The organism is Paenibacillus sp. J22FR21, assembly GCF_056269135.1.
This window is the reverse complement of sequence record NZ_JBWDNJ010000004.1, coordinates 82,304-103,415: the sequence shown is the minus strand read 5'-3', so window position 1 is coordinate 103,415 and position 21,112 is coordinate 82,304. Positions and strand designations below refer to the sequence as shown.

Annotated in this window: 20 protein-coding genes; 12 read left to right on the top strand and 8 right to left on the bottom strand. The window is 50.6% G+C overall.

All coding sequences use genetic code 11. From position 1 onward, the window contains the following. Nucleotides 1–34: 34 nt before the first annotated feature. Both AC0YNS_RS15910 and AC0YNS_RS15905 read right to left on the bottom strand, forming a co-directional pair. Nucleotides 35–1,087 (bottom strand): HD-GYP domain-containing protein, encoded by a 1,053-nt coding sequence (locus AC0YNS_RS15910; RefSeq protein ID WP_475781973.1) that lies wholly within the window; start codon nucleotides 1,085–1,087, stop codon nucleotides 35–37. A 153-nt stretch (nucleotides 1,088–1,240) separates the two neighbouring features. Then, nucleotides 1,241–1,978: a molybdenum cofactor biosynthesis protein gene (locus tag AC0YNS_RS15905; protein ID WP_475781972.1), complete on the bottom strand. Its 738-nt coding sequence runs from the start codon at nucleotides 1,976–1,978 to the stop codon at nucleotides 1,241–1,243. A gap of 111 nt (nucleotides 1,979–2,089) precedes the next feature. Here AC0YNS_RS15905 and moaA point away from each other — a divergent pair, with 111 nt between their 5' ends. The 12 genes from moaA to AC0YNS_RS15845 all read left to right on the top strand — a co-directional run bounded on the left by moaA (nucleotide 2,090) and on the right by AC0YNS_RS15845 (nucleotide 13,449). Beyond that, nucleotides 2,090–3,091: a GTP 3',8-cyclase MoaA gene (moaA, locus tag AC0YNS_RS15900; protein ID WP_090981827.1), complete on the top strand. Its 1,002-nt coding sequence runs from the start codon at nucleotides 2,090–2,092 to the stop codon at nucleotides 3,089–3,091. A 30-nt stretch (nucleotides 3,092–3,121) separates the two neighbouring features. Continuing rightward, nucleotides 3,122–3,604 carry a hypothetical protein gene (locus tag AC0YNS_RS15895; RefSeq protein ID WP_475781971.1) on the top strand — a complete coding sequence of 161 codons (483 nt, stop codon included), beginning with the start codon at nucleotides 3,122–3,124 and terminating at the stop codon, nucleotides 3,602–3,604. 22 nt (nucleotides 3,605–3,626) lie between these two features. Next, a complete protein-coding gene (locus AC0YNS_RS15890) occupies nucleotides 3,627–5,069 on the top strand; it encodes a bifunctional metallophosphatase/5'-nucleotidase (protein WP_475781970.1) in 1,443 nt (480 codons plus the stop codon). Nucleotides 5,070–5,099: 30 nt separating this feature from the next. After that, nucleotides 5,100–5,945, top strand: coding sequence for an undecaprenyl-diphosphate phosphatase (locus tag AC0YNS_RS15885; protein WP_475781969.1), 846 nt, complete (start codon nucleotides 5,100–5,102; stop codon nucleotides 5,943–5,945). A gap of 235 nt (nucleotides 5,946–6,180) precedes the next feature. Then, a complete protein-coding gene (locus AC0YNS_RS15880) occupies nucleotides 6,181–7,290 on the top strand; it encodes an HD-GYP domain-containing protein (protein WP_475781968.1) in 1,110 nt (369 codons plus the stop codon). A gap of 181 nt (nucleotides 7,291–7,471) precedes the next feature. After that, nucleotides 7,472–8,608, top strand: coding sequence for a radical SAM/CxCxxxxC motif protein YfkAB (yfkAB, locus tag AC0YNS_RS15875; protein ID WP_475781967.1), 1,137 nt, complete (start codon nucleotides 7,472–7,474; stop codon nucleotides 8,606–8,608). Nucleotides 8,609–8,654: 46 nt separating this feature from the next. Beyond that, nucleotides 8,655–10,007: a hemolysin family protein gene (locus AC0YNS_RS15870; RefSeq protein ID WP_475781966.1), complete on the top strand. Its 1,353-nt coding sequence runs from the start codon at nucleotides 8,655–8,657 to the stop codon at nucleotides 10,005–10,007. 220 nt (nucleotides 10,008–10,227) lie between these two features. Then, nucleotides 10,228–10,428, top strand: a complete 201-nt coding sequence (locus AC0YNS_RS15865; RefSeq protein WP_475782456.1) for a spore coat associated protein CotJA — start codon at nucleotides 10,228–10,230, stop codon at nucleotides 10,426–10,428. A gap of 17 nt (nucleotides 10,429–10,445) precedes the next feature. Beyond that, complete coding sequence (locus AC0YNS_RS15860) at nucleotides 10,446–10,709, top strand: spore coat protein CotJB (protein ID WP_090981814.1); 264 nt, start codon at nucleotides 10,446–10,448, stop codon at nucleotides 10,707–10,709. 40 nt (nucleotides 10,710–10,749) lie between these two features. After that, a complete protein-coding gene (locus AC0YNS_RS15855) occupies nucleotides 10,750–11,319 on the top strand; it encodes a manganese catalase family protein (protein WP_475781965.1) in 570 nt (189 codons plus the stop codon). A gap of 306 nt (nucleotides 11,320–11,625) precedes the next feature. Beyond that, nucleotides 11,626–12,699, top strand: a complete 1,074-nt coding sequence (locus AC0YNS_RS15850) for a phosphodiester glycosidase family protein (protein WP_475782455.1) — start codon at nucleotides 11,626–11,628, stop codon at nucleotides 12,697–12,699. Nucleotides 12,700–12,747: 48 nt separating this feature from the next. Further along, nucleotides 12,748–13,449, top strand: coding sequence for an HAD family hydrolase (locus tag AC0YNS_RS15845; protein WP_475781964.1), 702 nt, complete (start codon nucleotides 12,748–12,750; stop codon nucleotides 13,447–13,449). Nucleotides 13,450–14,056: 607 nt separating this feature from the next. Here the strand turns inward: AC0YNS_RS15845 and AC0YNS_RS15840 are convergent. The 6 genes from AC0YNS_RS15840 to AC0YNS_RS15815 form a co-directional block, all read right to left on the bottom strand. Next, nucleotides 14,057–15,223: a YheC/YheD family endospore coat-associated protein gene (locus tag AC0YNS_RS15840; protein ID WP_475781963.1), complete on the bottom strand. Its 1,167-nt coding sequence runs from the start codon at nucleotides 15,221–15,223 to the stop codon at nucleotides 14,057–14,059. A gap of 105 nt (nucleotides 15,224–15,328) precedes the next feature. Beyond that, nucleotides 15,329–15,778, bottom strand: a complete 450-nt coding sequence (locus tag AC0YNS_RS15835) for a GNAT family N-acetyltransferase (RefSeq protein WP_475781962.1) — start codon at nucleotides 15,776–15,778, stop codon at nucleotides 15,329–15,331. A gap of 16 nt (nucleotides 15,779–15,794) precedes the next feature. Continuing rightward, complete coding sequence (locus AC0YNS_RS15830; protein WP_475781961.1) at nucleotides 15,795–16,946, bottom strand: YheC/YheD family endospore coat-associated protein; 1,152 nt, start codon at nucleotides 16,944–16,946, stop codon at nucleotides 15,795–15,797. Beyond that, nucleotides 16,946–18,322 carry a YheC/YheD family endospore coat-associated protein gene (locus tag AC0YNS_RS15825; RefSeq protein WP_475781960.1) on the bottom strand — a complete coding sequence of 459 codons (1,377 nt, stop codon included), beginning with the start codon at nucleotides 18,320–18,322 and terminating at the stop codon, nucleotides 16,946–16,948. Before AC0YNS_RS15825 ends, AC0YNS_RS15830 begins: the two co-directional genes overlap by 1 nt. Next, complete coding sequence (locus tag AC0YNS_RS15820; protein WP_475781959.1) at nucleotides 18,319–19,509, bottom strand: YheC/YheD family endospore coat-associated protein; 1,191 nt, start codon at nucleotides 19,507–19,509, stop codon at nucleotides 18,319–18,321. Before AC0YNS_RS15820 ends, AC0YNS_RS15825 begins: the two co-directional genes overlap by 4 nt. A gap of 19 nt (nucleotides 19,510–19,528) precedes the next feature. Then, complete coding sequence (locus tag AC0YNS_RS15815) at nucleotides 19,529–20,896, bottom strand: YheC/YheD family endospore coat-associated protein (protein WP_475781958.1); 1,368 nt, start codon at nucleotides 20,894–20,896, stop codon at nucleotides 19,529–19,531. Nucleotides 20,897–21,112: the final 216 nt, after the last annotated feature.

Here is a 21,112-nt window from a genome sequence, read left to right as displayed (position 1 = left end):
AAGAGGTTCGGAGTTTTTGTTGATGGTAGGAGAATTACATGAATACTTGTTTAACTTCAAGATTGCGAGTGACGGTAAGATCGACGAAGCGATCTTCAATGCGAACCAATGGGCGGAAAAATTCGGAGGGATGCGTCATAATGATGGTTCCTGTTTCGCCGGATACGAGCTCTACTTGCTTGCCGATAAAATTAGGAATCATATGTTTGATAAAGGTATGTGTTGTAAAGGCGTCCAGCTCGGTGAAGCTCATCCGATACAGCTCCTTCAGAACGAAGAGCAGATCACGCTTCTTCTGATACACACGTGAGGAAATCATCGCGCTGTACACATCAGCAACTGCCACGATTTTGGAGACGGGATGGAGATCATCGCCCTTTAAACGGTTTGGATATCCGGTACCGTCAATGCGCTCGTGATGCTGTAGGGCTACTGTTGCGGCAAGTGATTCGCCGAAGGATTCGCTAATGATCTGATGCCCGTAGATCGTATGTTTCTTAATCGATTCGAACTCGTCATCAGAGAGTTTGCCGGGCTTATTAAGAATTCCGTCCGTGATCTGGCATTTGCCGATATCATGGAGGAATCCGGCTTGTCCGATCTTAACGGCTTCCTTCTCGGAATAGCCGAGCCAAGAGGATAAGTAGTAAGAAAGCATTCCCACCTGAACGGAATGTTGATACGTGTAATCATCTTTGGTGTTAAGCAGAAGCAGCATGGAGACGACATCGCGTTCCATTCTGAAATTGTCTACAAGCGGCTGAAACGTATGTACGACGTCATCTTCGATAATTTTACCGTTCTGCATCGCTTCAAGAAACAATTGTTCGTACCCGTTCACAGCATCTTGGTAGATGGGTTGAACTGTAGGTATCCATTTGGGGTTGATTCCTGATTCTATCGTTCGAGCCGATTCCTCTTGTTTCCTTGAGATAATATCGACATATTCAATTTGATGTTGAAATAGCTTCGAAATTTCTCTGGCATATAGCTCCGTACCTTTAGAAAGTACATGTAAGCCGTAGCCGTTGAAAGTATCGTTACTTAATTTATCTCCATCTCTAAGCTCCGTCACATGGATCCGCATAATTCACCTCGAATGACTTATCAATTAGGCTAAACAGTGATAAGACCATGGTAGCAATAAAATGCAGAATTGACAATGAGAGCGCAAAAAAAACAGTACTATACACCCTATTTTGACTCGCTAAAATATGGACAAAAAGCAACAAAAAACCTTTTATAGCGGCGAAACGGGGTTCCATGGACCCAATTGATGTCCTTTCCACTCGGAACCGTCTTCCCAAATCTCTCTTTTCCATATCGGAACGATTTGTTTCAGACGTTCGATCGCGTAACGGCTTGACTCATAACAGTCACCGCGATGCGGAGCAGAGACGGCGATGACGACACTGATTTCGGCGATTTCAACAACACCGATTCGATGGGCGATAGCAACCTTGGCCCCGGGCCAGCGAGATTCGATTTCATCGCCGATTTGCTGCAGGGTCTTAACGGCCATAGGGACATATGCTTCATACTCCAGCCGTACAGTACGCACGCCGTGCGTCCATTCCCGGGTAGTGCCGGTGAAAGTAAGGACAGCCCCGTTGTTAGGCACAATGACCATTGCGGTAATCGCTTCTACCGAAAGTGGTTGTTCCGTCACTACAAAGAGGTCGACAGGAGCTGCTTCGGTCTTGATTACTGCTTGTTCTGCTTCTTCCCCGCCTGATACAGGTGGGAGCAGGGCAAGCTCATCACTTGCCTGCAGAAGCTGCTCATCTGAGGCATAAGTCTGGTTGCAGGCCATGAAAGATATCGAAATCAAGGAGGCATCGACAGGGTAGCGAGTGATCAGCTCCTGCTTCAGTTGATACACGGTAAGCTTGGTCTGATCCAGTTCAAGCGTGATGACAGCTCCTCCGAAACGCTCGGCAAGACCAGCAAAAAGGTGGATATTCCATTTTACAGACATGTGTTTAACCTCTCGCATTCATAATGTTAATGGTCTCCATAGCATACCATAATGTGTCCAAAAATGTTATGCTAGAGGCAGAGACTGGGGAACCGAGGAGGTGAGCGGAAAATGACTGCATTAACAGATCGATTTGGACGCGTTCATGATTATTTGCGAATTTCCGTTACGGATCGTTGCAATTTACGTTGCCTGTACTGCATGCCTGAGGAAGGTGTACAGTTCGAACCTGCGGAGAATCTGCTTAGTTATGATCAAATTACCGAGGTCGTGCGCGCCGGCGCAAGCTTGGGGATTTCCAAACTGCGCATTACCGGCGGAGAGCCGCTCGTCCGACCGGGCCTGGCAGGTTTGGTCCGTCAGCTTGCCGCCATTCCGGGCATCAAAGACATTTCAATGACGACGAATGGCGTTCTCCTCGCCGATCAAGCACAGGCGCTTCGTGAGGCTGGCGTAAACCGTGTTAATATCAGTTTGGATACGCTCGATCCCGCACGTTTTCAATTTATTGCAAGGCGCGGTGATTTGAAGCGTGTTTTGAAAGGCATAGAGGTTGCGGCTCAAGTCGGTTTTGCCCCGATCAAACTCAATTGCGTGCTGCTTAAAGGCGTCAACGAGGATGAGATCGCTGCTTTTCTGCGTATGGCTCACGATCAACCGCTGCATGTGCGTTTTATCGAATACATGCCTATCGGACATGCCGATGACAATTGGAGAAATCATTATTTGCCTCTTACGAGAGTTCTTGAAATCGCGGAGGAGAATGGCCTGAATATTAAACAGATTCACGATGTGCAGGGGAATGGGCCTTCCGATGACTACAGGATTGAAGGCGGCAAAGGCTCCTTCGGACTGATCCATCCCGTGAGTGACCATTTTTGCACAAGGTGCAATCGGCTTCGCTTGACCGCAGACGGTCATATTCATCCTTGCTTGTACTGGGTAGATGAATTGAATGTGAAGCCTGCACTTGGCGATGAGAAGAAGATGCTTGAGCTGTTTAGCAAAGCAATGGCAATTAAACCGCTTAATCATGAGATGGCGGCGAAGCTTTCCGATGAGGCGCAAAGCCATGAGCCTACCGGAAGACGGATGTCACAGATCGGCGGCTAAACCTATTTCGGTGAAAAGAGAGGGATTCGCATGACCGTTCAATCAGGGAATACTTCAATTACGATCGCATACACAGGACAAGAGCCTGTTCGAATGACAGCTGATGATATGGCCAAACTGGCAGGAGCCAGTTTTCCGTTATCGAGTCGAATCGCCGGTGTTGCCGGAGAAGCGTTCGATTTCGGCGCATGGTTCAAAGAATGGCGCGACAGGCAAGGAATCGCTGCTGATGCGCCGTTGCCTACTCATCTAAAGGTAGAGGCAGTCGATACGTTCGAGGCGCTTATTCCTTGGGAGCAATTAAAGGACGCTGCTGTACAGTATGCCATCGATGGAGAGGCGCTGCCTAAAGGCGGACCGATTCGACTGTATGTGCCCCATGGTTCAAGCGAATGCTTAAATGTAAAAAGCGTTGTCGTATGCAAGTTCATCCATGACGAAGAGAAACGCGGGGAAGTATCCTACGGCTTCAAGCAAACCTTCTCAGCAGAAGAGATGCGATTAAAGAAGTAGTCCTTGCAACCGGGAGGCCAGCATGAAAGATAAGGCAGCGGATGCGCCAAATGTCGTTTTGTTACATAGCAATGACATTCACAGTCGTTTGGAGCAAGCAGCCAAAATGGCTGCATACATCGAGGAGACACGGCGTATATACGGGGCTGAGCGTGTGCTCACCCTGGATATCGGCGATCACATGGACCGCATGCGTGTAGAAACGGAAGCAAGCGACGGCCTGGCTAACATCGATATGATGAATGCGGCCGGTTATGAGGTTGTAACGATTGGTAACAATGAAGGGCTGACGTTTACACCGGATCAGCTCACGGAAGCTTACGGAACGCGAGCAGCCTTCAAGACGACCTGCGCCAATTTCTATCAGCTCGAGGATGGCAAACGTCCATCCTGGCTGCTTCCTAACACGATTATTCATAAAGGGAAACTGCGTATCGGCCTCATTGGCGTGACGGCAGCTTTTGCTGATTTCTATAAGCTTCTTGGCTGGAATGCTACAGATCCGATGCAAGCCGTGGCTGAGCAAGTTGCCGTACTGCGATCGCAAGTAGATGTGTTAGTGGTGATGTCGCATGTCGGCATCACGCTGGATCGCAAGATGGCTGTTGAAATTCCAGGTATCGACCTCATCCTGGGCGGTCATACGCATCATTTATTCGAAGAGCCTGAAGTAATTGGGGAGACTTCTCTCTGTGCGGCAGGTAAATTCGGAGAATTTCTGGGGCATGTGGAGATTAGGATGGAGGCCGCAACGAATCGGCCTATCATCCGTGCGAAAGTCGTCTCGATGGAACCGCGGGAGCAGCAACCTCAAGCAACCGCACTCATCAGCGGATTTCAAGCGGATAGCAGCCAACGTCTAAGCCGGGTTATCACGGTGCTGGACGAACCTATGCCTGCAAGCAGCGAGCATGAAACATCGCTCGCCAATCTGCTTGCCGCAGGACTGCGGCGCAAAGCCGACGCCGAGATCGGCATCGTCAACACGGGGCAGCTGCTCAGAGGCCTCACCGCAGGAGAGGTGACGGCAGGCGATTTGCATGCCCTCTGCCCGTCTCCGATCAATCCGTGCCGAATGAAACTGACCGGCACTGAAATCCGCTTGTCGCTTGAAGAAGCACTCCAACGCGAATATGTGGATAAACCGATCCGCGGGTTTGGTTTCCGCGGTCTTGTCCTTGGCACGCTTGCCGTAGACGGACTCGAGATTCACTATTCGCCGGAACGGACGAACTACAACCGAATCTCCTCCATTGTAGTAAATGGTCACCTTTTACAGGATGACAGGGTCTACATTGTTGGGACGATCGATATGTTTACCTTTGGTGTCGGTTATGAGAAAATCAAATACGGCACAGACGTTACTTATTATTTGCCTGAGTTTCTACGTGATGTGCTGGAGCAAGAGCTGCTCGATAAAGACGCGATCGCCGAGAGTTATCGGCATCGTTGGATTGTAGAATAATTGAATAGCAGAACGCCTTAGGAGGATCAAATGGGAGACATTATTCACGCGATTATTTTAGGTATTGTAGAAGGATTAACCGAGTTTCTGCCTGTTTCATCGTCGGGCCATATGATATTGACGAATAAGCTGCTTGGGATTGCATCGGACGATCAAGCGATTGTTACATTTGAAATCGTCATTCAGCTTGGCGCTATATTAGCGATGGCTATTGTTTACTGGGATCGCATTCTCGATTTATTTGGTTTGTCGCGCAAATCACAATCTCTCGGAACGCTTTCTTCCGGAAGACGCAAAGCACGAAAATTGAATTTGATCCATGTTGCGCTTGGTATCGTGCCTGCCATGCTGCTTGCATTCCTGCTCAAGGATATTATTAAAGGCGAAGGGTTCAATCAGACACCGGTCTTGATTTCACTTGTGGTAGGCGGGATCTACATGATCGCTGCTGAGCGGCTGCAGAAGTCTCGTCGGATCAAGGTCGTATCTGAAACGATGGACGATATTTCGTACAAACAGGCTCTCGGTATCGGCTTGCTGCAATGCTTGTCGCTTTGGCCTGGTTTCTCCCGTTCGGGTTCTACGATCGCCGGCGGTATGCTGACAGGAACAAGTTATAAAGCAGCTGCGGACTTCTCGTTTCTGATGGCCATTCCGATCATGGTGGCGGCTACCGGCTACGAAATGCTCGATAATTACAAGTTTATTGAAGGCGACAATTTGATGTTCTTTATTGTAGGGTTCCTCGTATCCTTCGTTGTTGCGTGGCTTGTCATCGTCTTGTTCCTACGCTTCATTCAGAAGGTGAGACTGACGCATTTCGCTATTTACCGTTTTGTAGTGGCGGCATTGTTTTGGCTGTTTGTGATGAGCTAATAAAAATAACGCGAATATGTCGATATTTGGCGAATCGGTTATTGCTCTTTTTTCGGAAATCCCTTACAGTAACATTACGAGGCTTTTATTGCTACTAGAAAGTATTGGATTGCTATCTATGCTTGACTGGTATCCTCAGAGGAGAAACTTACAACGCCGACACTGTACGGCATAGCATTTCTTCTTACCTAGCCTACAAATTTAGGAAAATAGATGCAAGGCAGGGGTCGATACGATGCGATTATTGCCCACACAGATGTGCCGGCCGGGCATGAGACTAGCTAAAAAGATATACTCCGAGGATGGACTGGTCTTACTCGCCGAGAATGTCGAATTAACGGCAAAACTGATAACTCGCCTTTATGAATGCGGCGTGCATTTTGTCTATATTCAAGATCCGCGAACGGCTGATCTGATTATTCCCGATATAATAAGCGAAGAAACAAGGCATAGGGCACTAAGCGAGATTCGAACGAATTTCCGAGATTTAATGGATCGTCCCAATCGGAAGAGCGGCGTTACTTATCCATATATAGCGAAATCGTTCAAACAAATAATGACGATGGTTATCGATGATTTGACGGATCAGAAGGATGCTATGATTATGCTCATGAACATGGGCATTGTGGATGATTATTTGTTCCAACATTCACTGAACGTATCGGTATATACGACTTTGCTGGGTATTGCGAACGGTTATTCTCGGGACGAGCTGATGACGCTTGGCCTTGGCGCCATGCTGCATGACATTGGCAAGACGCAAATCAGTATGAACATTCTCAAGAAGCAGGGTTCGCTGTCGAGAGATGAATACGAAGAAATGAAGCGGCACGCGGAACGAGGTTACTATCTGCTCAAGGATGAGCCGAATATTCCGTTGCTCGCTGCTCACTGTGCCTACCAGCATCATGAGCGGCTCGATGGGAGCGGTTATCCGCGCGGCATTAAAGGCAACGAGATTCACGAGTATGCGAAGTGGATTGGACTCGTCGATTCCTATGATGCAATGACGACAACCCGCATTTATCGTAATCCGCTTCTGCCCCATGAAGCGGTAGAATCCTTATATGCAGGTACGGGCACGTTATATGAGCAGCGGATGCTTCAGCTGTTCCGTGATAAAGTCGCCATTTACCCGCTCGGCATTACGGTGAAGTTTCATTCCGGAGAGAGCGGCGTCGTCGTAGATATCAACGCTTCTTGCCCGCACAGGCCTGTCGTGCGTATACTGAACGATGAGCAAGGCGAAGAGTTGAAGGTCCCTTACGAGGTTGACTTATCGAAGCAATTGACGACGATGATTGTAGGCGTAAATGAAGATCAGCCTTTTGCAGAGGCGTACTGAAGCTGAGGCGCGTAACTGCTGCAGCATCCCAATTCAATACGGTAGTCCGGGGAGCCGAGCAGGCTCCTTTTCGTTTTTTGCGCCATTGTGTTTGCAACGAGCGACTTCGGACATTACAATAAAAGAAAGTTATTATAAGAAGAACGTGCGTATATCATGACAAAGTAAGGTGCTGAAACAAATGCAGAATGCTATACCTTTTGTACAACCGGATTCAAAGCTGTTATTCACGCCCGCGAACGATCCGTGGGATCCTATTCTTTCCCTGCGCGAGCATGGTCAACATGTGCTGACAAGTGTAGAGATGACACTTTCCAATTTATGCAACATGCGCTGCGAGCATTGTGCTGTTGGTGATACTTTAGTGATGGCGGAGCCTGCGAAGCTGCCGCTTGATACGCTGCTGCGCAGATTGGACGAAGTCGAACATCTGAAGACGATCAGTATTACAGGTGGTGAACCGACGTTCTCCGCTCAGGCAGTGAAAGACTACATGATTCCGCTGCTTAAATATGCTCGCAGTCGTGGCGTATCCTCTCAAATTAACTCCAATGTTACATTGGACTATGGCAGGTATGAAGCAATCGCGCCTTATCTGGATGTAATGCACATCTCATTCAATTACACGAGCAGCGATGATTTTCACCAAATAGGCTTCGCCAAAAGCGGGCATCCTGTTTCGAAGGACACGGCTGCGCGTATGTATGATCGCATGATTGATAATGCAAGACGACTCAGTGACGGTGGACTATTCGTATCGGCAGAGTCGATGATAAATTTCCGGACTTATAATAAAATGCCAGAGATCCACAAGTTGATTCTGGAAATGGGCTGTAAGCGTCACGAAGTACATCCGATGTACCCAAGCGCATTTGCGGCGGATCTGCCTGTCATTTCGAAGCAACAGATGCGGGATGCGATTACTTCCTTGCTGGATAGCAGGGACCCATCGGTATGGATGCTCTTCGGTACGCTGCCGTTCTACCACTGCAATGAGCAGAAGGAAGATCGTGAGCTGCTGGCGAGATTGGCTGCAGCACCGCTTGTAACGGTCCGGAACGATCCGGATGGCCGCAATCGCTTGAATGTGAACTTATTTACCGGCGATGTGTTCGTCACCGATTTCTCTGACGTTCCGGCGTTCGGCAACATTGGATCAGATCGATTAGACGATCTGTTCGGTCGCTGGCTTGCACATCCGCTGGCACGCAGCGTTGATTGTCACTGCCCGGCTGCGTCCTGCTGCGGACCGAACCTGCTCGTGAAAGATATGTATTACCGGGATGTCGACTTTGGTGCTCGTCAAGCCATCCTATAATATAGATAGAGCGGCGATATGCCGATGAGAGGAGCGGACGAAGCCTTTGCATGAATTTGAAGCAGGCCGAATTCTGTTAAACTTAAGTGTAGTCCTTATTCTTGTATTGTTGAACGGTTTTTTCGTAGCGGCGGAGTTCTCCCTGGTGAAGGTTCGTTCATCAAGGTTAACTCAGCTGGCCAATGAAGGACATAAGAGGGCTAAATATGCGCTGACCGTAAACAAAAAGCTCGATGCGTACTTATCAGCCACGCAATTCGGTATTACATTAGCTTCTCTTGGTCTTGGTTGGGTAGGAGAGCCGGTGATTTCTGATCTCATCGTTGAACCCATGTTTTTCAAATTCGGTTTGACGGATGAGACGCTCGTACATACGGTTTCGATTATTATCGGATTTATCGTCATTACTTTCCTGCACATCGTACTTGGAGAGCTTGCGCCTAAATCGCTGGCTATTCAGAAATCGGAAGCGACTTCCTTATGGCTTTCGATGCCGCTGCTGTTCTTCTACAAAATGTTTCTGCCAGTCATTTGGCTGCTCAACGGATCGGCCAATCGCTTACTGCGTTTGTTTGGCGTTCAGCCTGCCAGCGAACATGATTCGGCACATACCGAGGAAGAAATTCGCATTCTGATGAATCAGAGCGCCAAGAGCGGCATCATCGACAAGGATGAGCTGCGACTGTTCGATAATATTTTCGAATTCAGTGACAGACTTGCTCGCGAAGTCATGCTGCCTAGGACCGATATGGACTGTCTCTATGCGGATCATTCTTATGAAGAGAACATGAAGATCGTTTACACCACCAAACATACCCGTTATCCCGTTTGTGTAGAGGATAAGGATCAGCTCATCGGATTTGTGCATATTACGGATTTACTCACCTCTGACCCGGATGAGGAGCAATCCATTCAGAAATATCTTCGTCCTATACTCAATGTTCCGGAGTCGATGGAAATCAGCCATGTCTTGAAGCTGATGCAGCGCAAGCATTCGCAGCTCGCTATCGTTGTAGATGAATATGGCGGAACTGCTGGTATGCTTACAACGGAGAGCATTTTGGAGGAAATCGTCGGCGAAATTCATGACGAATTTGATAATCAGCAGCCTAACATTGTCGTTAAAGGGGATGTCACCTCTGTAGACGGCAGGATGCTAATCGAAGAAATCAACGATATGTTTAACTTGGATATTGAGGACGAAGACGTCGATACGATCGGCGGCTGGCTCTTCACGCAGCTGGAAGGCAATCCGGATAAAGGCAAGAAGATCGTAGTTGAGGATTACGCTTTTGAAGTAGCGGAGAGTGAACGGCTGCGAGTATTGCGCGTGTTTATCTACCGTGTGAAGCAGCAAACGGAACAATCCGAGCTGCAGGAACAAGAAGAGAAGGAATAAAGAAGCAGAGACCGAGGCTGACGCTTTCGATCATCATGGATGATTGAAGGCGTCGGTCTTTTTTGTTATATCGGCAACTACTATTCCCCGGGAAATCAAAATCAGATATCAACAAAATCAACAGGAACATTTACTGGGCGAATGTCATATGATTAGAAATGGAATTTGGTTACTGCTTCGGTCAGATTCGTTTAATAGGAGGAGAATGCAGGTGAATGCGATGAAGCCGACACGAGATTGGTACCCCTTCGTAGGTCCGTTCGATCCTTGCCCGCCTAAATATGTGAAGTCCTATTATGTACCGCCGAATGAATTCATTCCTTATCAGCCCATGAATTTACCGCAATTTTCACTGGCAGATGCACTCAAATTGGGGACGCTTTGGCCGGCATTATACGGCCCTTATGAGGCGAAAAGCTAGGGTGAGGGGGCAACAGGATGAATAAGCAGTTGGACGAAAACTATTATAAGAAGCTGCTTGAGCTGCAACAGCTGGATTTTGCCTTAGTTGAGTTGACCCTTTACCTCGATACGCATCCTAATGATCTGCAGGCGCTTCAGCAATTCAATCAGTTGGCGCAGCAGCGTCAGCAGTGTGCACTGCAGTTCGAGATGCAATACGGGCCGCTCATGCAATTCGGTCACAGTTACTCCAAATATCCATGGCAATGGGTCGAATGCCCATGGCCTTGGCAAGTCTAGGCGCAGATTTGCAGCTTTAGGAAGGAGAGGAGGAGATTCCATGTGGATTTATGAGAAGAAGCTCCAGTACCCCGTTCGGGTCAGCAAATGTGATCCCAGGGTGGCGGGCTACTTGGTCGAGCAGTACGGTGGGGCCGACGGAGAGCTGTCAGCGGCACTGCGGTATTTAAATCAGCGGTACTCCATCCCTAACAAGGTGATTGGCCTGCTTACGGATATTGGTACGGAGGAATTCGCCCATTTGGAAATGATCGCCACCATGATCTACAAGCTTACCAAAGATGCGACGCCAAAGCAGCTTGAAGAAGCGGGACTCGCTCCGCATTATGTGAATCACGATAACGGCCTGTTCTATAACAACGCCTCAGGTGTACCGTGGACGGCAGCCTATATTGCGACGAAGGGTGATCCACTCGCCGATTTGTATGAGGATATTGCAGCTGAGGAGAAGGCGCGTGCGACGTACCAATGGATTATCGATATGACCGACGACGTGGATTTGCAGGATGGTCTCAAATTTCTGCGTGAGCGTGAAATCGTCCATGCGATGCGTTTTAAGGAAGCGGTCGAGATGATAAAAGCCGATCAGAGCACGAAGAAAGTGTTCTAGTATCGTGTTCAATCTATGTACAAGTACGAAGCTGGCCCTCCTGCGGAGCCGGCTTTTTTTGAATTTTCTTAGGGATTTTTTGGCGAAATATAACTAGTTTTGTCAAAACCCTCATTCGACTGAAACTTTTATATTCCGCCTCGCGTTTACTAGTTACAATGTGTTTGAAGTCTGGGAAAAGCGAGGCGGAGGATGGACATACAATCGAATGTACCGACACCGAGAGAGGCAGCTATGAAACGTACTGACACTCCACTACAGCACCAAGGGACGACCAACCATGGTTTCCGAAGACGCTGGAACCGAATGATCCGTATCATGACCATCAGCGGGATGATCCTGCTGATGCTGGGCATTACCGGAATCGGTTGGCTGCTGTTGACACCGTCCGGCAGCAACTTTCGCTATCTGATGGCGGATACGCTCATTACAACGCAGCACAGGCATTGGGCGAAATATATCATCGGACAGCATGAGCTGGATGTGCGTGTACAGCAATACCAGCAGCGATTTAATGCTATGGGAGAAGAACGAGATACACACGAAATACATACACAGTCGCAACCGCAGCCGGTCGATACAGCCGTGCCGGTCAGCACACAGCCGGAAGAGAAGCCGCTCGTTGAGATCGAGGAGATTTCCGGTACAGGTTACAGCGGGTATGTTATGACGGTGAATGATCCGACGAAAATCCGCATCGGCGTTCCGGCAAAACAAGGCCGTGGTGAGCGTGTGCGCAGTATGGTAGAGCGGACCGGGGCTATAGCCGGCGTTAATGGCGGCGGCTTTGCAGATCCGAATTGGCAGGGCAATGGCTTTCAGCCAATTGGCATCGTGATGTCCGGCGGGAAGCTGTTCTATGATGATTTGGGCAAATCGAAATCAACGCAAGTCGTTGGACTTGATCGCGATGGCAAGATGGTAGCGGGCCGCTACTCGATCTCTGAGCTGGAGCAAATGGGCGTGCAGGAAGCGGTGACGTTCCAGCCCCGCATTATTGTGAACGGTAAGGGGCTTATTAAGAATGCAGCAGACGGCTGGGGAATCGCCCCGAGGACGGCGATGGGGCAGAGGGAGGATGGCGCTATTCTCTTCGTGGTCATCGACGGCAGACAGCCTGGTCATAGTATTGGCGCGAATCTGTACGATGTGCAGCAAATTATGCTGGAGCGCGGTGCGGTCATTGCAGCCAATTTAGACGGTGGGTCGTCCACTGTGCTGGTCAACGACGGTCATGTGATCAACAAACCGTCTACCAAGAGCAGCGAGGGCAGATATTTGCCTACGGCATTCCTAGTGTTCGAGCATCCGGAGCAAGCGACGATTTCGAATGTATGGAATGGCCTTGGACCGAAAGATATCGATCCCGGCAAATGGTAAATGCAGGTTGCGCGCCGGTCTTCTTTTCCAGTATGATAAAGGGCAATAATGCGAAAAGGGGATTTCTTCTTGCAGACCAACGTTACATTGGCGCGACCAGAGGCCATTATATTTGATATGGATGGTACATTGTTTGAAACGGATACGCTGCTCATCCACGTGCATGAACGTATCTTCGAAACGCTGCGGGCAGAGGGGTTGTATATGAAGCCCACTCCGCCGGTAGAGAAGCTGCTGAGCTGTCTTGGCATGCTGCTGGAGGATATCTGGCGCAAAGTGATGCCGGACGGAACTGAGGCTGCTCAGAGACGGGCTGACGAGCTGCTGCTCCAGTATGAGCTGGAGGGCTTGGAAGCCGGGGAAGGCGAGCTGTATCCGCATGTGGCGGAGACGCTGCAGTCACTTAAGGAGCAAGGGTTCAGATTGTTTGTGGCTAGCAACGGGTTGGAACGCTATGTGAAAGAGGTTGCCCGTTACAAGGGGATCGCTCCGTTGTTTGATGGTTTGTACAGTGCAGGTGAGTATGGAACAGCATCGAAGATCCATCTCGTTGCCCGGCTCATGGAGGATCACGGCGTGAAATCCGCTTGGATGGTCGGTGACCGTTCCTCCGATGTGGAAGCAGGCAAGAGCAATGGGCTAGGCGTTATTGGCTGCGCCTATGCCGTGTATGGCCGCAAGGAAGAGCTGCAGGGAGCGGATGCGCTAATCTCTGATTTCCGCGAGCTGCTTGCATTGACGCAAGTGTAGAACTAAAGGGCTGTCTCAAAAGTCGCAAGGCGACTTTTGAGACAGCCTTTTGTTTGGTTGGTGGGTGAGGTGAGCGGGGGATGTGGCGTTGGCGGGGAGGATTTCGCTACTTTGGCTTCAAAGTAGACCTCTAGGCACGCTTCATCAACGGATTTCGCTACTTTGACTCCAAAGTAGACCTCTAGGCACGCTACATCCACGGATTTCACCATTTTGGCTTCAAAGTAGACCTCTAGGCACGCTACATCCACGGATTTCGCCATTTTGGCTCCAAAGTAGCCCTCTAGGCACGCTACATCCACGGATTTCGCCACTTTGGCTCCGATGCTTGCCCTCTAGGTACACATTGTCTACATTCATTGGTACCACACATTGGCAGAAAAGCGAGGATGAAGCGCGTAGAGAGGTACTGGGTACCACACATTGGCGGAAAAGCGAGGATGAAGCGCAAAGAGAGGTACTGGGTACCGCACATTGGCGGAAAAGCGAGGATGAAGCGCAAAGAGAGGTACTGGGTACCGCTCATTGGTGGAATATCGAGGATGTAACGCAAAGAGAGGTACTGGGTACCTCTCTTTGGTTGGTCAACGATGCGGCTAAGCGGGACTTAATCCAGCGAAGGCACTTGTTTTTCTTGCTTTTCGTTCTTTTCTTGCTTCTCCTGCTTCTCTTTGCGCCGCTTCTTCTGATCGTAAAGCCAGACGGCGTATTCGAGCGGCCGGATGATGGCTTGCTTATATGTCTCGCGTTCCCCAGCCTGCGCGAATACTTCGCGAGCCGGCTTCGGATTCACTTCGAGCAGCCAGATCTGTCCTCTCCGATCGATGGCCAAATCAAGCGCGAGCTCGCATAAGCGCCCGTAGGATTCCTCGAGGTAGGCGGCTACTTTCACGCCGAAATCCTCGGCCTTCAGCCGAATATCGGCAGCTGTATCCTCGTTCCTAATCCAGTCGCTAAGCAGCGACTGCATCTTGATCGCCTGACCGCCCCCGTGCAGGTTGGAGGTAATGCTGCCGGAAGCGCCGATTCGTCCTGCGCAGCCGGTCACTTCCCATTCCCCTTTGCCGTTCTTCTGCACAAGCATCCGGTAATCATGCACACGGCCATTCGGTAGTTTAAGCTGAATGCCTTGCTGCACGAGATACCGGTTCCCTTTCAAATCCCAAGAAGCCAGCCGGCCTTGAATGCCGGTGAGTGAGGTACGCTGAGGACGAACGATACGCCGATCTTGATCTCTTCCCTGGATTAAATACTCGCCGCCTTGCTGCTTCTCGATGCGCAGAATACCTCTGCCCCCGGTTCCGTTGATTGGCTTGAGATAGATGAGCGGATACTTACGGATCATTTCCGTCAGATCGCTGGGAGTTTCGTATAGCCGTGTCATTGGGAGATGGGGGACAAAGTCATCTTCTTTGCGCATGGTACGATATACCGTCCACTTGTTGCGGAGCACCCGGTTTAAGAAGGTCAAGTGGCCGTATTTTTTGCGAAAATGGCTTAACTGGACGAAGCGATGGCTGCGCTGAATGCGGCAGCGATCATAGATCATATGGGGGAAGGAACGCCATCTGCGCGTCCAGCTTTGCGATGCGGTGTCATAGATATGGGCGTGAATTCGATGATCTGAATAGTTGACGTCCGCCGGTGTGAACACAAATACTTCAAGACCGAGCTTCTTGCCGGCCAACGTCATGCGTTGATAGATCGGTTTCTCCTCGAGCCATCCATTGTCATTCAAATAGAGCGTCAGGATGCCGAGAACCGGCTGAACCATAAGGACTCCTCCTAAAAGGTTTTGCGGTGAGCGCAAAAACTAGCATCGGAAGCATTGCCTAAGCTTAAGGTTTTACAAAGCGGTGAGGCATAGGCCTAACTTAACTTAACTCTCAAAACGCAGTGTCGGCTTGCCGGTCGGACCGGTATGCAGGCTCACAGCCTTCATACCAGCACGGAAACACATGGCCATGCTGGAGGGGTTATCCGAGGCGACTGAGCAGGTGAGAGAGCCCATGTGCTGACTGAGTGCTTTCAGCAGTGCGCTCCCGGCGCCTTGGCCGCGGAACTCCGGGGCAACGACGACGAAGCATGCGCGTTCGCCGCCTTCGGCAGCAAATGCGCACGCAGCCAGCTTCCCGCTGCTTGAAATCGCCAGCGCAATTGCAGCAGGTGCCTCGCCGGAGCGGCTGCTGGCCAGTTGAGATGCGGGAAGCTCCCGCATTTCAACCAAGGCTGCATTCGTGATGCGATCGTCGCCATTCCGGTATATGAAGCGGGTGACCTTTTCCTTCGCAGATGCCCATTGGGTCGGTGATAGCAGCTTTACCTGCACGGCAAATCACTCCTCGCTATAGACCCTTCAGCTTGAGCAAATATTGGCTGTAGTGAAAGATGCGCTCAAGCGAACGTTTGCGAATATCCGGCTCGTCGAATTTCATCGGCTTCGCGTTGGCTTCGAAGAACCAGATACTTCCAAACTGGTCCACGCCAAGATCCATCGACATTTCGGCCAATCGGCGGCCGGAGCCGCGCTCGATTTGACGAGCGATAATTAACGCAGCGTTGCGGGCCTTTACTAGCAGTTTACGTGCCTCATCTTGACCAAATACACTGACAAGCAGCTTCTCCGGATCTTCAATGCTGCCTCCGCGAGGAACATGTGTCGTAATGCTGTACGTTCCGGCGACACGTGCGCCGACGCCGGAGATGTCCCATTGTCCGCGACGATTCTTCTGTACGAGTGCACGAAGATCGAAGGAGCGCTCATTAAAGGCAGCGAGCTGAATGCCCTGCTGGGCAATGTAACGTTCCCCGCTGCTTTCTTTGATAATGCGGGTCCAAAGCTTCCCGATCGTGCCGCAATTGTAGGTCGTGCTTCCGCGATCCCCTTGTATCTTCAAGCGATAGGGAAGCGGCTTTTCCTGCTGCAGCTGGATCGTCATGATTCCTTTGCCGGCTTTGCCGCTGACCGGTTTGAGATAGAGAAATTTATGCTTCAGCATCATTTTTCCGAGTCCGCTGATTGTTAGCAGGCGGCGTGTTGCCGGAATGAACGGCTGAGTTGTCCGCGACTGCTTTAACCATTTAAACAGGCTCCATTTATTGAAGAAAGCAGGATTGAAGATCTGAATGCGGGGATGTTTGACACATGCCGCAATTTTACGTTTCACTTCGGGCTGCAGCTCATCCTCGCGGAGTGGAATTCGGTTATAGATGAGGTCGGGCAGCGGGAACTTCTGCAGCTCCCAGCTCTCTGTTGCCGTGTTGAAGGTGAAGCCGTCAAGCAGCTTGCGCTGAAACTTCAGCTGCTTGACAGTAAGGACGTAAACCGTAAAACCGAATTCGGCTCCCATTGCAATGATGTCTGCAAAATTTCCACGATTGCCGCGAAATAGCTGTATATCATCTTCGATCGTCAAGATAGCGAGAACCGGCTGCTTACGCTGAATGGAGGCGGCTTCATCTACCGCCGCCGTATCCTCGTGAATAACGAGTGCCATTAAGCTTCGCCTCCTTGCCCCGTGAACCTGCTTAAATACATGCAATGATCCAGAATATGACTTACGGAATCACGTCCTTGCGCACGCAGCGCAGGATGGCTGAAGATCGACCGACCCGGCTTGGCATTGGCTTCAAACATCCAAACCTCGCCGTCCTTGTCAATGCCGATATCAAGACCGAGTTCTCCCAGCGTATGCGGGAAGTTGCGTTCAATCGCTTCCGACAGCCTCACCGAGACATCCTTGGCTTTCGTCAAGATTTCGTCGGAGCGATCACCGAAAGCCCGGCTGAGCGCTTGTTCCGGCGTTAGCAGTTGCCCGCCGTTCTTAATATGCGTGGTGACGCTGCCGCGACCGGCCTTCTTCGCGCCGATGCCCACCGGCACCCATTTGTTGCTGCCATTCTTGTGCATATGGAAACGAAAGTCGATCGGACATCCGTCAATTTCGATTAATCGCACACCTTGCTGGCTGACATATCGACCAAGTCCGCTTCCGTGTCTTGTCTCCAGCATGCGCATCAGACTGCTGAAGTTCGTGAAGCGAAGCAGCACATTCGTATCCCCTCTGCGATATCTGGCAAAGTATCCGCGTTTGGGATGATACGTCAGTCGATAAATCCCGATGCCGAGGCTGCCGGCAGAAGGTTTATAATAAATAAATTGATGTTTCTCCAGCATTTCTTTGATTTTGTCAGCGCGTGGGTTATTGACCGATTCAGGCAGATGTTCCAGCGCTTCAACATCCTTATCGAGCAGCTTATAAACATCGGATTTATTGAAGAAGCTCCAGTTGAAGAACGGAACCCCTTTACGGATAAACTTCTCCCGCAGCGACATGATCGTAGCTGTTGTCTCGGCGATGCGGCTTGGGAGGCGGTTGTAAACGACGTCAGGGAGCGGAACGACTTTGCGGTACCAGCTTCCCGTACTGTTTAGGAAGTACCCATTAATCGTCCCTTGATTCCAATTCACGTCGCGCGGAGTAAAGGCGAAGAAATAGGCTTTGCGTTCTCCTGTTTTGAGAAGCTGCCGGATATACCCCGACCGTGCGCCAAAAGGTGAATCGGCGGAACGGCTTCCGTCTGTCAGCACGCCGATAAGCGGTCCGAGTTGAACCTCATTATCTTCGCCTTGGACATAAGAGATGCTGCCGGCTTTCGGAACCCGGATGGATTGACGAACGCCTGCGGAGAGGTAGAGGTGATGGCCTTGCCGATCGATCGACTTTACGGCAGCAGTTATGCTTTCATGACCAAGCTTAAGCTGAATGGTTTTCTTGCCGGAGAGCTTCAGTGATTTAAGGAGTGAGCCCGACAGGTAAACGATTCGATCGCTTGATGGTGAGAAGTGTACATGACAAGATGTCAAACTCATGGATGAACCTCCTGGATGTATCTCCTTTGATTTCGTCCAAACTGATAAACCGGCTGTCTGTGTGCGGCAAGCTTCATAGCGTAACGGATCGGTCGTTCAATGGCCAGCCTCGCAGCGCTTTCGTTGCCTTCCAGCGCCTTCCGTCCGGGTTTGGCATTGGCTTCAAGCAGCCAGATTCGGCCGCCTTGCTCTATGCCATAATCGATGCCAAGTTCGGCGAGCCTGCCAAAATGATTCTCCAGCGCAGCCGCCGCCCGTTCGCTGATCCAGCGAATTCGCCCGAGCAGACGTCCGGCGGTTTCGCCGTCGAACTGTTCTGTCAATGCCTCGAGAGCGTCTCCAGCGGAGCCGCCGCCATGTAAGTTGGCGGTAACGCTCCCCAGTTGCCCGGTCCGGACAGCTGCACCTGTGAACGACCAGCTGCCCGTTTCGTCCTTCTGGATTAAGACCCGAACGTCATAGGAGCGGCCGTCTTTGCCGGTGAGGGGCAGGTAAGGCTGAATGATATACGTCGTGGAAGCGACGAAGCGATTAACCCATCGGCATACGTCCTGCCAATTGTCGTGCAACACCGCAAGTGGACGGTTCTTCCGATCACGGCCGTCAATTTGCCAGCCGTCATCCCTCCGAAGCAGGCGAATGGCACCTTTTCCATGGCTGCCGGCAGAGGGTTTGAGAAATAAACCTTCGGGATATTGCTTCATCAGCTGAGTCAGAACGGCAGCTCCTTCGTACTTGTAAGTCGAAGGCAGCCAAGGCGACAGCTGCGAATCGCGTTCGAGCTCCCGATAAACGTCTAGTTTCCCGGGAAGTGCGCCATTCAGCAGTATATACGGCTTCAGGCGTTTCAGTTCCGCTAGTGCGCAGCTTGCAAGCTTATATTGGGCATTCGTCCTTGGAAGCGAACGGTCATAGAGCACATCAGGAAGCGGGAAGCTTCCTTGCTGCCACTGGCCGTGCTTCAGTATGAAGCCTTTGATCAATCGAGACGAGCCGCCTGTGACTTGGGAAGCGCAGAATAAATAGACGAACAGGCCGATAGATTGCCCAAACCGGGATAAACGGCGGCAAAATAGATCCTCGGGCATCACCGGAGGGGGATACGGACCACCGGAGCTTGAGGAGGGGACATGAGACGGTTCGCTAATCATAATACCGAGGACGCTGCTGCACGGATTCTCAGCCATTACCGCTTCCTCCTTTTCGTTAAAATTCGGCCAAATGTCTTGAATAACGCACCATATTTCGAACGGAAGGACGGATTTTATTATCCTGAAGCGGTGTATTGTCGTTCTTGGATGGCTTGGAATTCACTTCGAGCAGCCACACCCGGCCGCTGGCATCAAGCGCTAAGTCGATCCCGAGCTCGCCGAAATGGGCGGGAATGTGAGTGTCGATCCCTTTGGCGATTTCAAGCGCTGCCCGCTGCAGCTTTCCCGGTGCTTCTTGAGCGCTTGACCCGGATAAATTGGACTTATTGACCGCTTCTTTCACTGTGCTTAGCGTACCGCCGCGTGCCAGGTTCGACACGAAATGATGGTTGCCGGCTGTTCGTGCCACAATGGAAGTCAGCGCCCATTTGCCGGTTTCATTCTTCTGTACGAGCGCTCGGAAATCGACAGGCCTTCCCATGATGTCGATCAGATGCAGCCCTTGCTGAATTTGATAGCGCACCGTTTTCATTTTGCCAGCCAGGGAAGCATAGAGCTTATCAACCCCGCCGAAATGCTGCCTGCGGGTGCCGGCAGTCGTAGCATATTGAGCCGAGTAGGAGTCGGTATCTAATCTGGAGATGCGAATGATGCCTTTGCCCAAGCTGCCGCGTACCGGCTTCAAGAAAACGGTATTGTGCTTGGAGCACATCGACTTCAGCACCTGCAAACCGCGAAGTACATGGGATTCGGGTAAATAGCGAACGAGAGCGGGATCCTTCACGAGGGCATCAAACACTTCGGCTTTATCGAGAAACTTCTCATTGAACACGACACTGTTATGACGATGCTTGGTTTCTTTGATGAAGAGCTGTACATTCGGTCGGTTTTCGAGCTTGCGCGAGGTCAGACGATTGTTAACAACATCAGGTGCAGGTACAGGTACTTTCCGCCAGCCATCGGAATAGACCCAACCTTCGAGCGTGTTGAAATTGTCTGTAATATGATCCGGTGTGAAGAAATAAACATGAGCGCCTTGCGCTTCGCAGGCGTCTACGAGTTCCTTGCAGAACATAGTGATGGTGCCAAAAGGCCGATCCCGGGCTTCGGGATCATCGCGGCTGATGAGCACGCCGATCAGCGGGCCAATCGAGAGCGTGGCATTCTCCTGCCGGTAACGGATTCGCAGTGTGGTGCTCGAGATCAGCCCCATTTTGCGGGCTAAGCTTTGCCCAATACGCATACCGTCAAACCGCTCGACCGGGACTACTTTTACATAGTGGCGGAATGCACCGAATTTCAGCATAATAGGCTGCCCTTGCGGTATTTTCCACTGTCTCAAATAAGCATCACCGAGCATAATGGCATCATCCGGCAAGATGCCTGGGCTGATCACCTGAACGGCGACTTTCGATTTCAGCATCGACGGATCTCCTTCCAAGCTGGAGGATGACGACGTGCAGCTTGCGGTCTATGGGATTTTCACACGAATTACTTTCATCATATGAGGACATCTACCCCTTGGTGATTAGCGGACATCATGAAAAGCAGGGGGGAAAGGCCCTTTTTCCGAGATACTTGACCTCTCCGCAGGTGTGCCAGCAGGAAGAGCATCTGCTAATATAGAACTAGAACAAGC

What these genes read in the sequence shown, in the direction of transcription:
- AC0YNS_RS15815 (WP_475781958.1), bottom strand. Translation starts at nt 20,896, where the DNA reads ATGCTGAAATCGAAAGTCGCCGTTCAGGTGATCAGCCCAGGCATCTTG.
- AC0YNS_RS15850 (WP_475782455.1), top strand. Translation starts at nt 11,626, where the DNA reads ATGATCCGTATCATGACCATCAGCGGGATGATCCTGCTGATGCTGGGC.
- AC0YNS_RS15855 (WP_475781965.1), top strand. Translation starts at nt 10,750, where the DNA reads ATGTGGATTTATGAGAAGAAGCTCCAGTACCCCGTTCGGGTCAGCAAA.
- AC0YNS_RS15890 (WP_475781970.1), top strand. Translation starts at nt 3,627, where the DNA reads ATGAAAGATAAGGCAGCGGATGCGCCAAATGTCGTTTTGTTACATAGC.
- AC0YNS_RS15860 (WP_090981814.1), top strand. Translation starts at nt 10,446, where the DNA reads ATGAATAAGCAGTTGGACGAAAACTATTATAAGAAGCTGCTTGAGCTG.
- AC0YNS_RS15895 (WP_475781971.1), top strand. Translation starts at nt 3,122, where the DNA reads ATGACCGTTCAATCAGGGAATACTTCAATTACGATCGCATACACAGGA.
- AC0YNS_RS15840 (WP_475781963.1), bottom strand. Translation starts at nt 15,223, where the DNA reads ATGGTTCAGCCGGTTCTCGGCATCCTGACGCTCTATTTGAATGACAAT.
- AC0YNS_RS15830 (WP_475781961.1), bottom strand. Translation starts at nt 16,946, where the DNA reads ATGGCACTCGTTATTCACGAGGATACGGCGGCGGTAGATGAAGCCGCC.
- moaA (WP_090981827.1), top strand. Translation starts at nt 2,090, where the DNA reads ATGACTGCATTAACAGATCGATTTGGACGCGTTCATGATTATTTGCGA.
- AC0YNS_RS15820 (WP_475781959.1), bottom strand. Translation starts at nt 19,509, where the DNA reads ATGGCTGAGAATCCGTGCAGCAGCGTCCTCGGTATTATGATTAGCGAA.
- AC0YNS_RS15845 (WP_475781964.1), top strand. Translation starts at nt 12,748, where the DNA reads ATGCGAAAAGGGGATTTCTTCTTGCAGACCAACGTTACATTGGCGCGA.
- AC0YNS_RS15910 (WP_475781973.1), bottom strand. Translation starts at nt 1,087, where the DNA reads ATGCGGATCCATGTGACGGAGCTTAGAGATGGAGATAAATTAAGTAAC.
- yfkAB (WP_475781967.1), top strand. Translation starts at nt 7,472, where the DNA reads ATGCAGAATGCTATACCTTTTGTACAACCGGATTCAAAGCTGTTATTC.
- AC0YNS_RS15880 (WP_475781968.1), top strand. Translation starts at nt 6,181, where the DNA reads ATGCGATTATTGCCCACACAGATGTGCCGGCCGGGCATGAGACTAGCT.
- AC0YNS_RS15905 (WP_475781972.1), bottom strand. Translation starts at nt 1,978, where the DNA reads ATGTCTGTAAAATGGAATATCCACCTTTTTGCTGGTCTTGCCGAGCGT.
- AC0YNS_RS15825 (WP_475781960.1), bottom strand. Translation starts at nt 18,322, where the DNA reads ATGAGTTTGACATCTTGTCATGTACACTTCTCACCATCAAGCGATCGA.
- AC0YNS_RS15865 (WP_475782456.1), top strand. Translation starts at nt 10,228, where the DNA reads ATGAAGCCGACACGAGATTGGTACCCCTTCGTAGGTCCGTTCGATCCT.
- AC0YNS_RS15885 (WP_475781969.1), top strand. Translation starts at nt 5,100, where the DNA reads ATGGGAGACATTATTCACGCGATTATTTTAGGTATTGTAGAAGGATTA.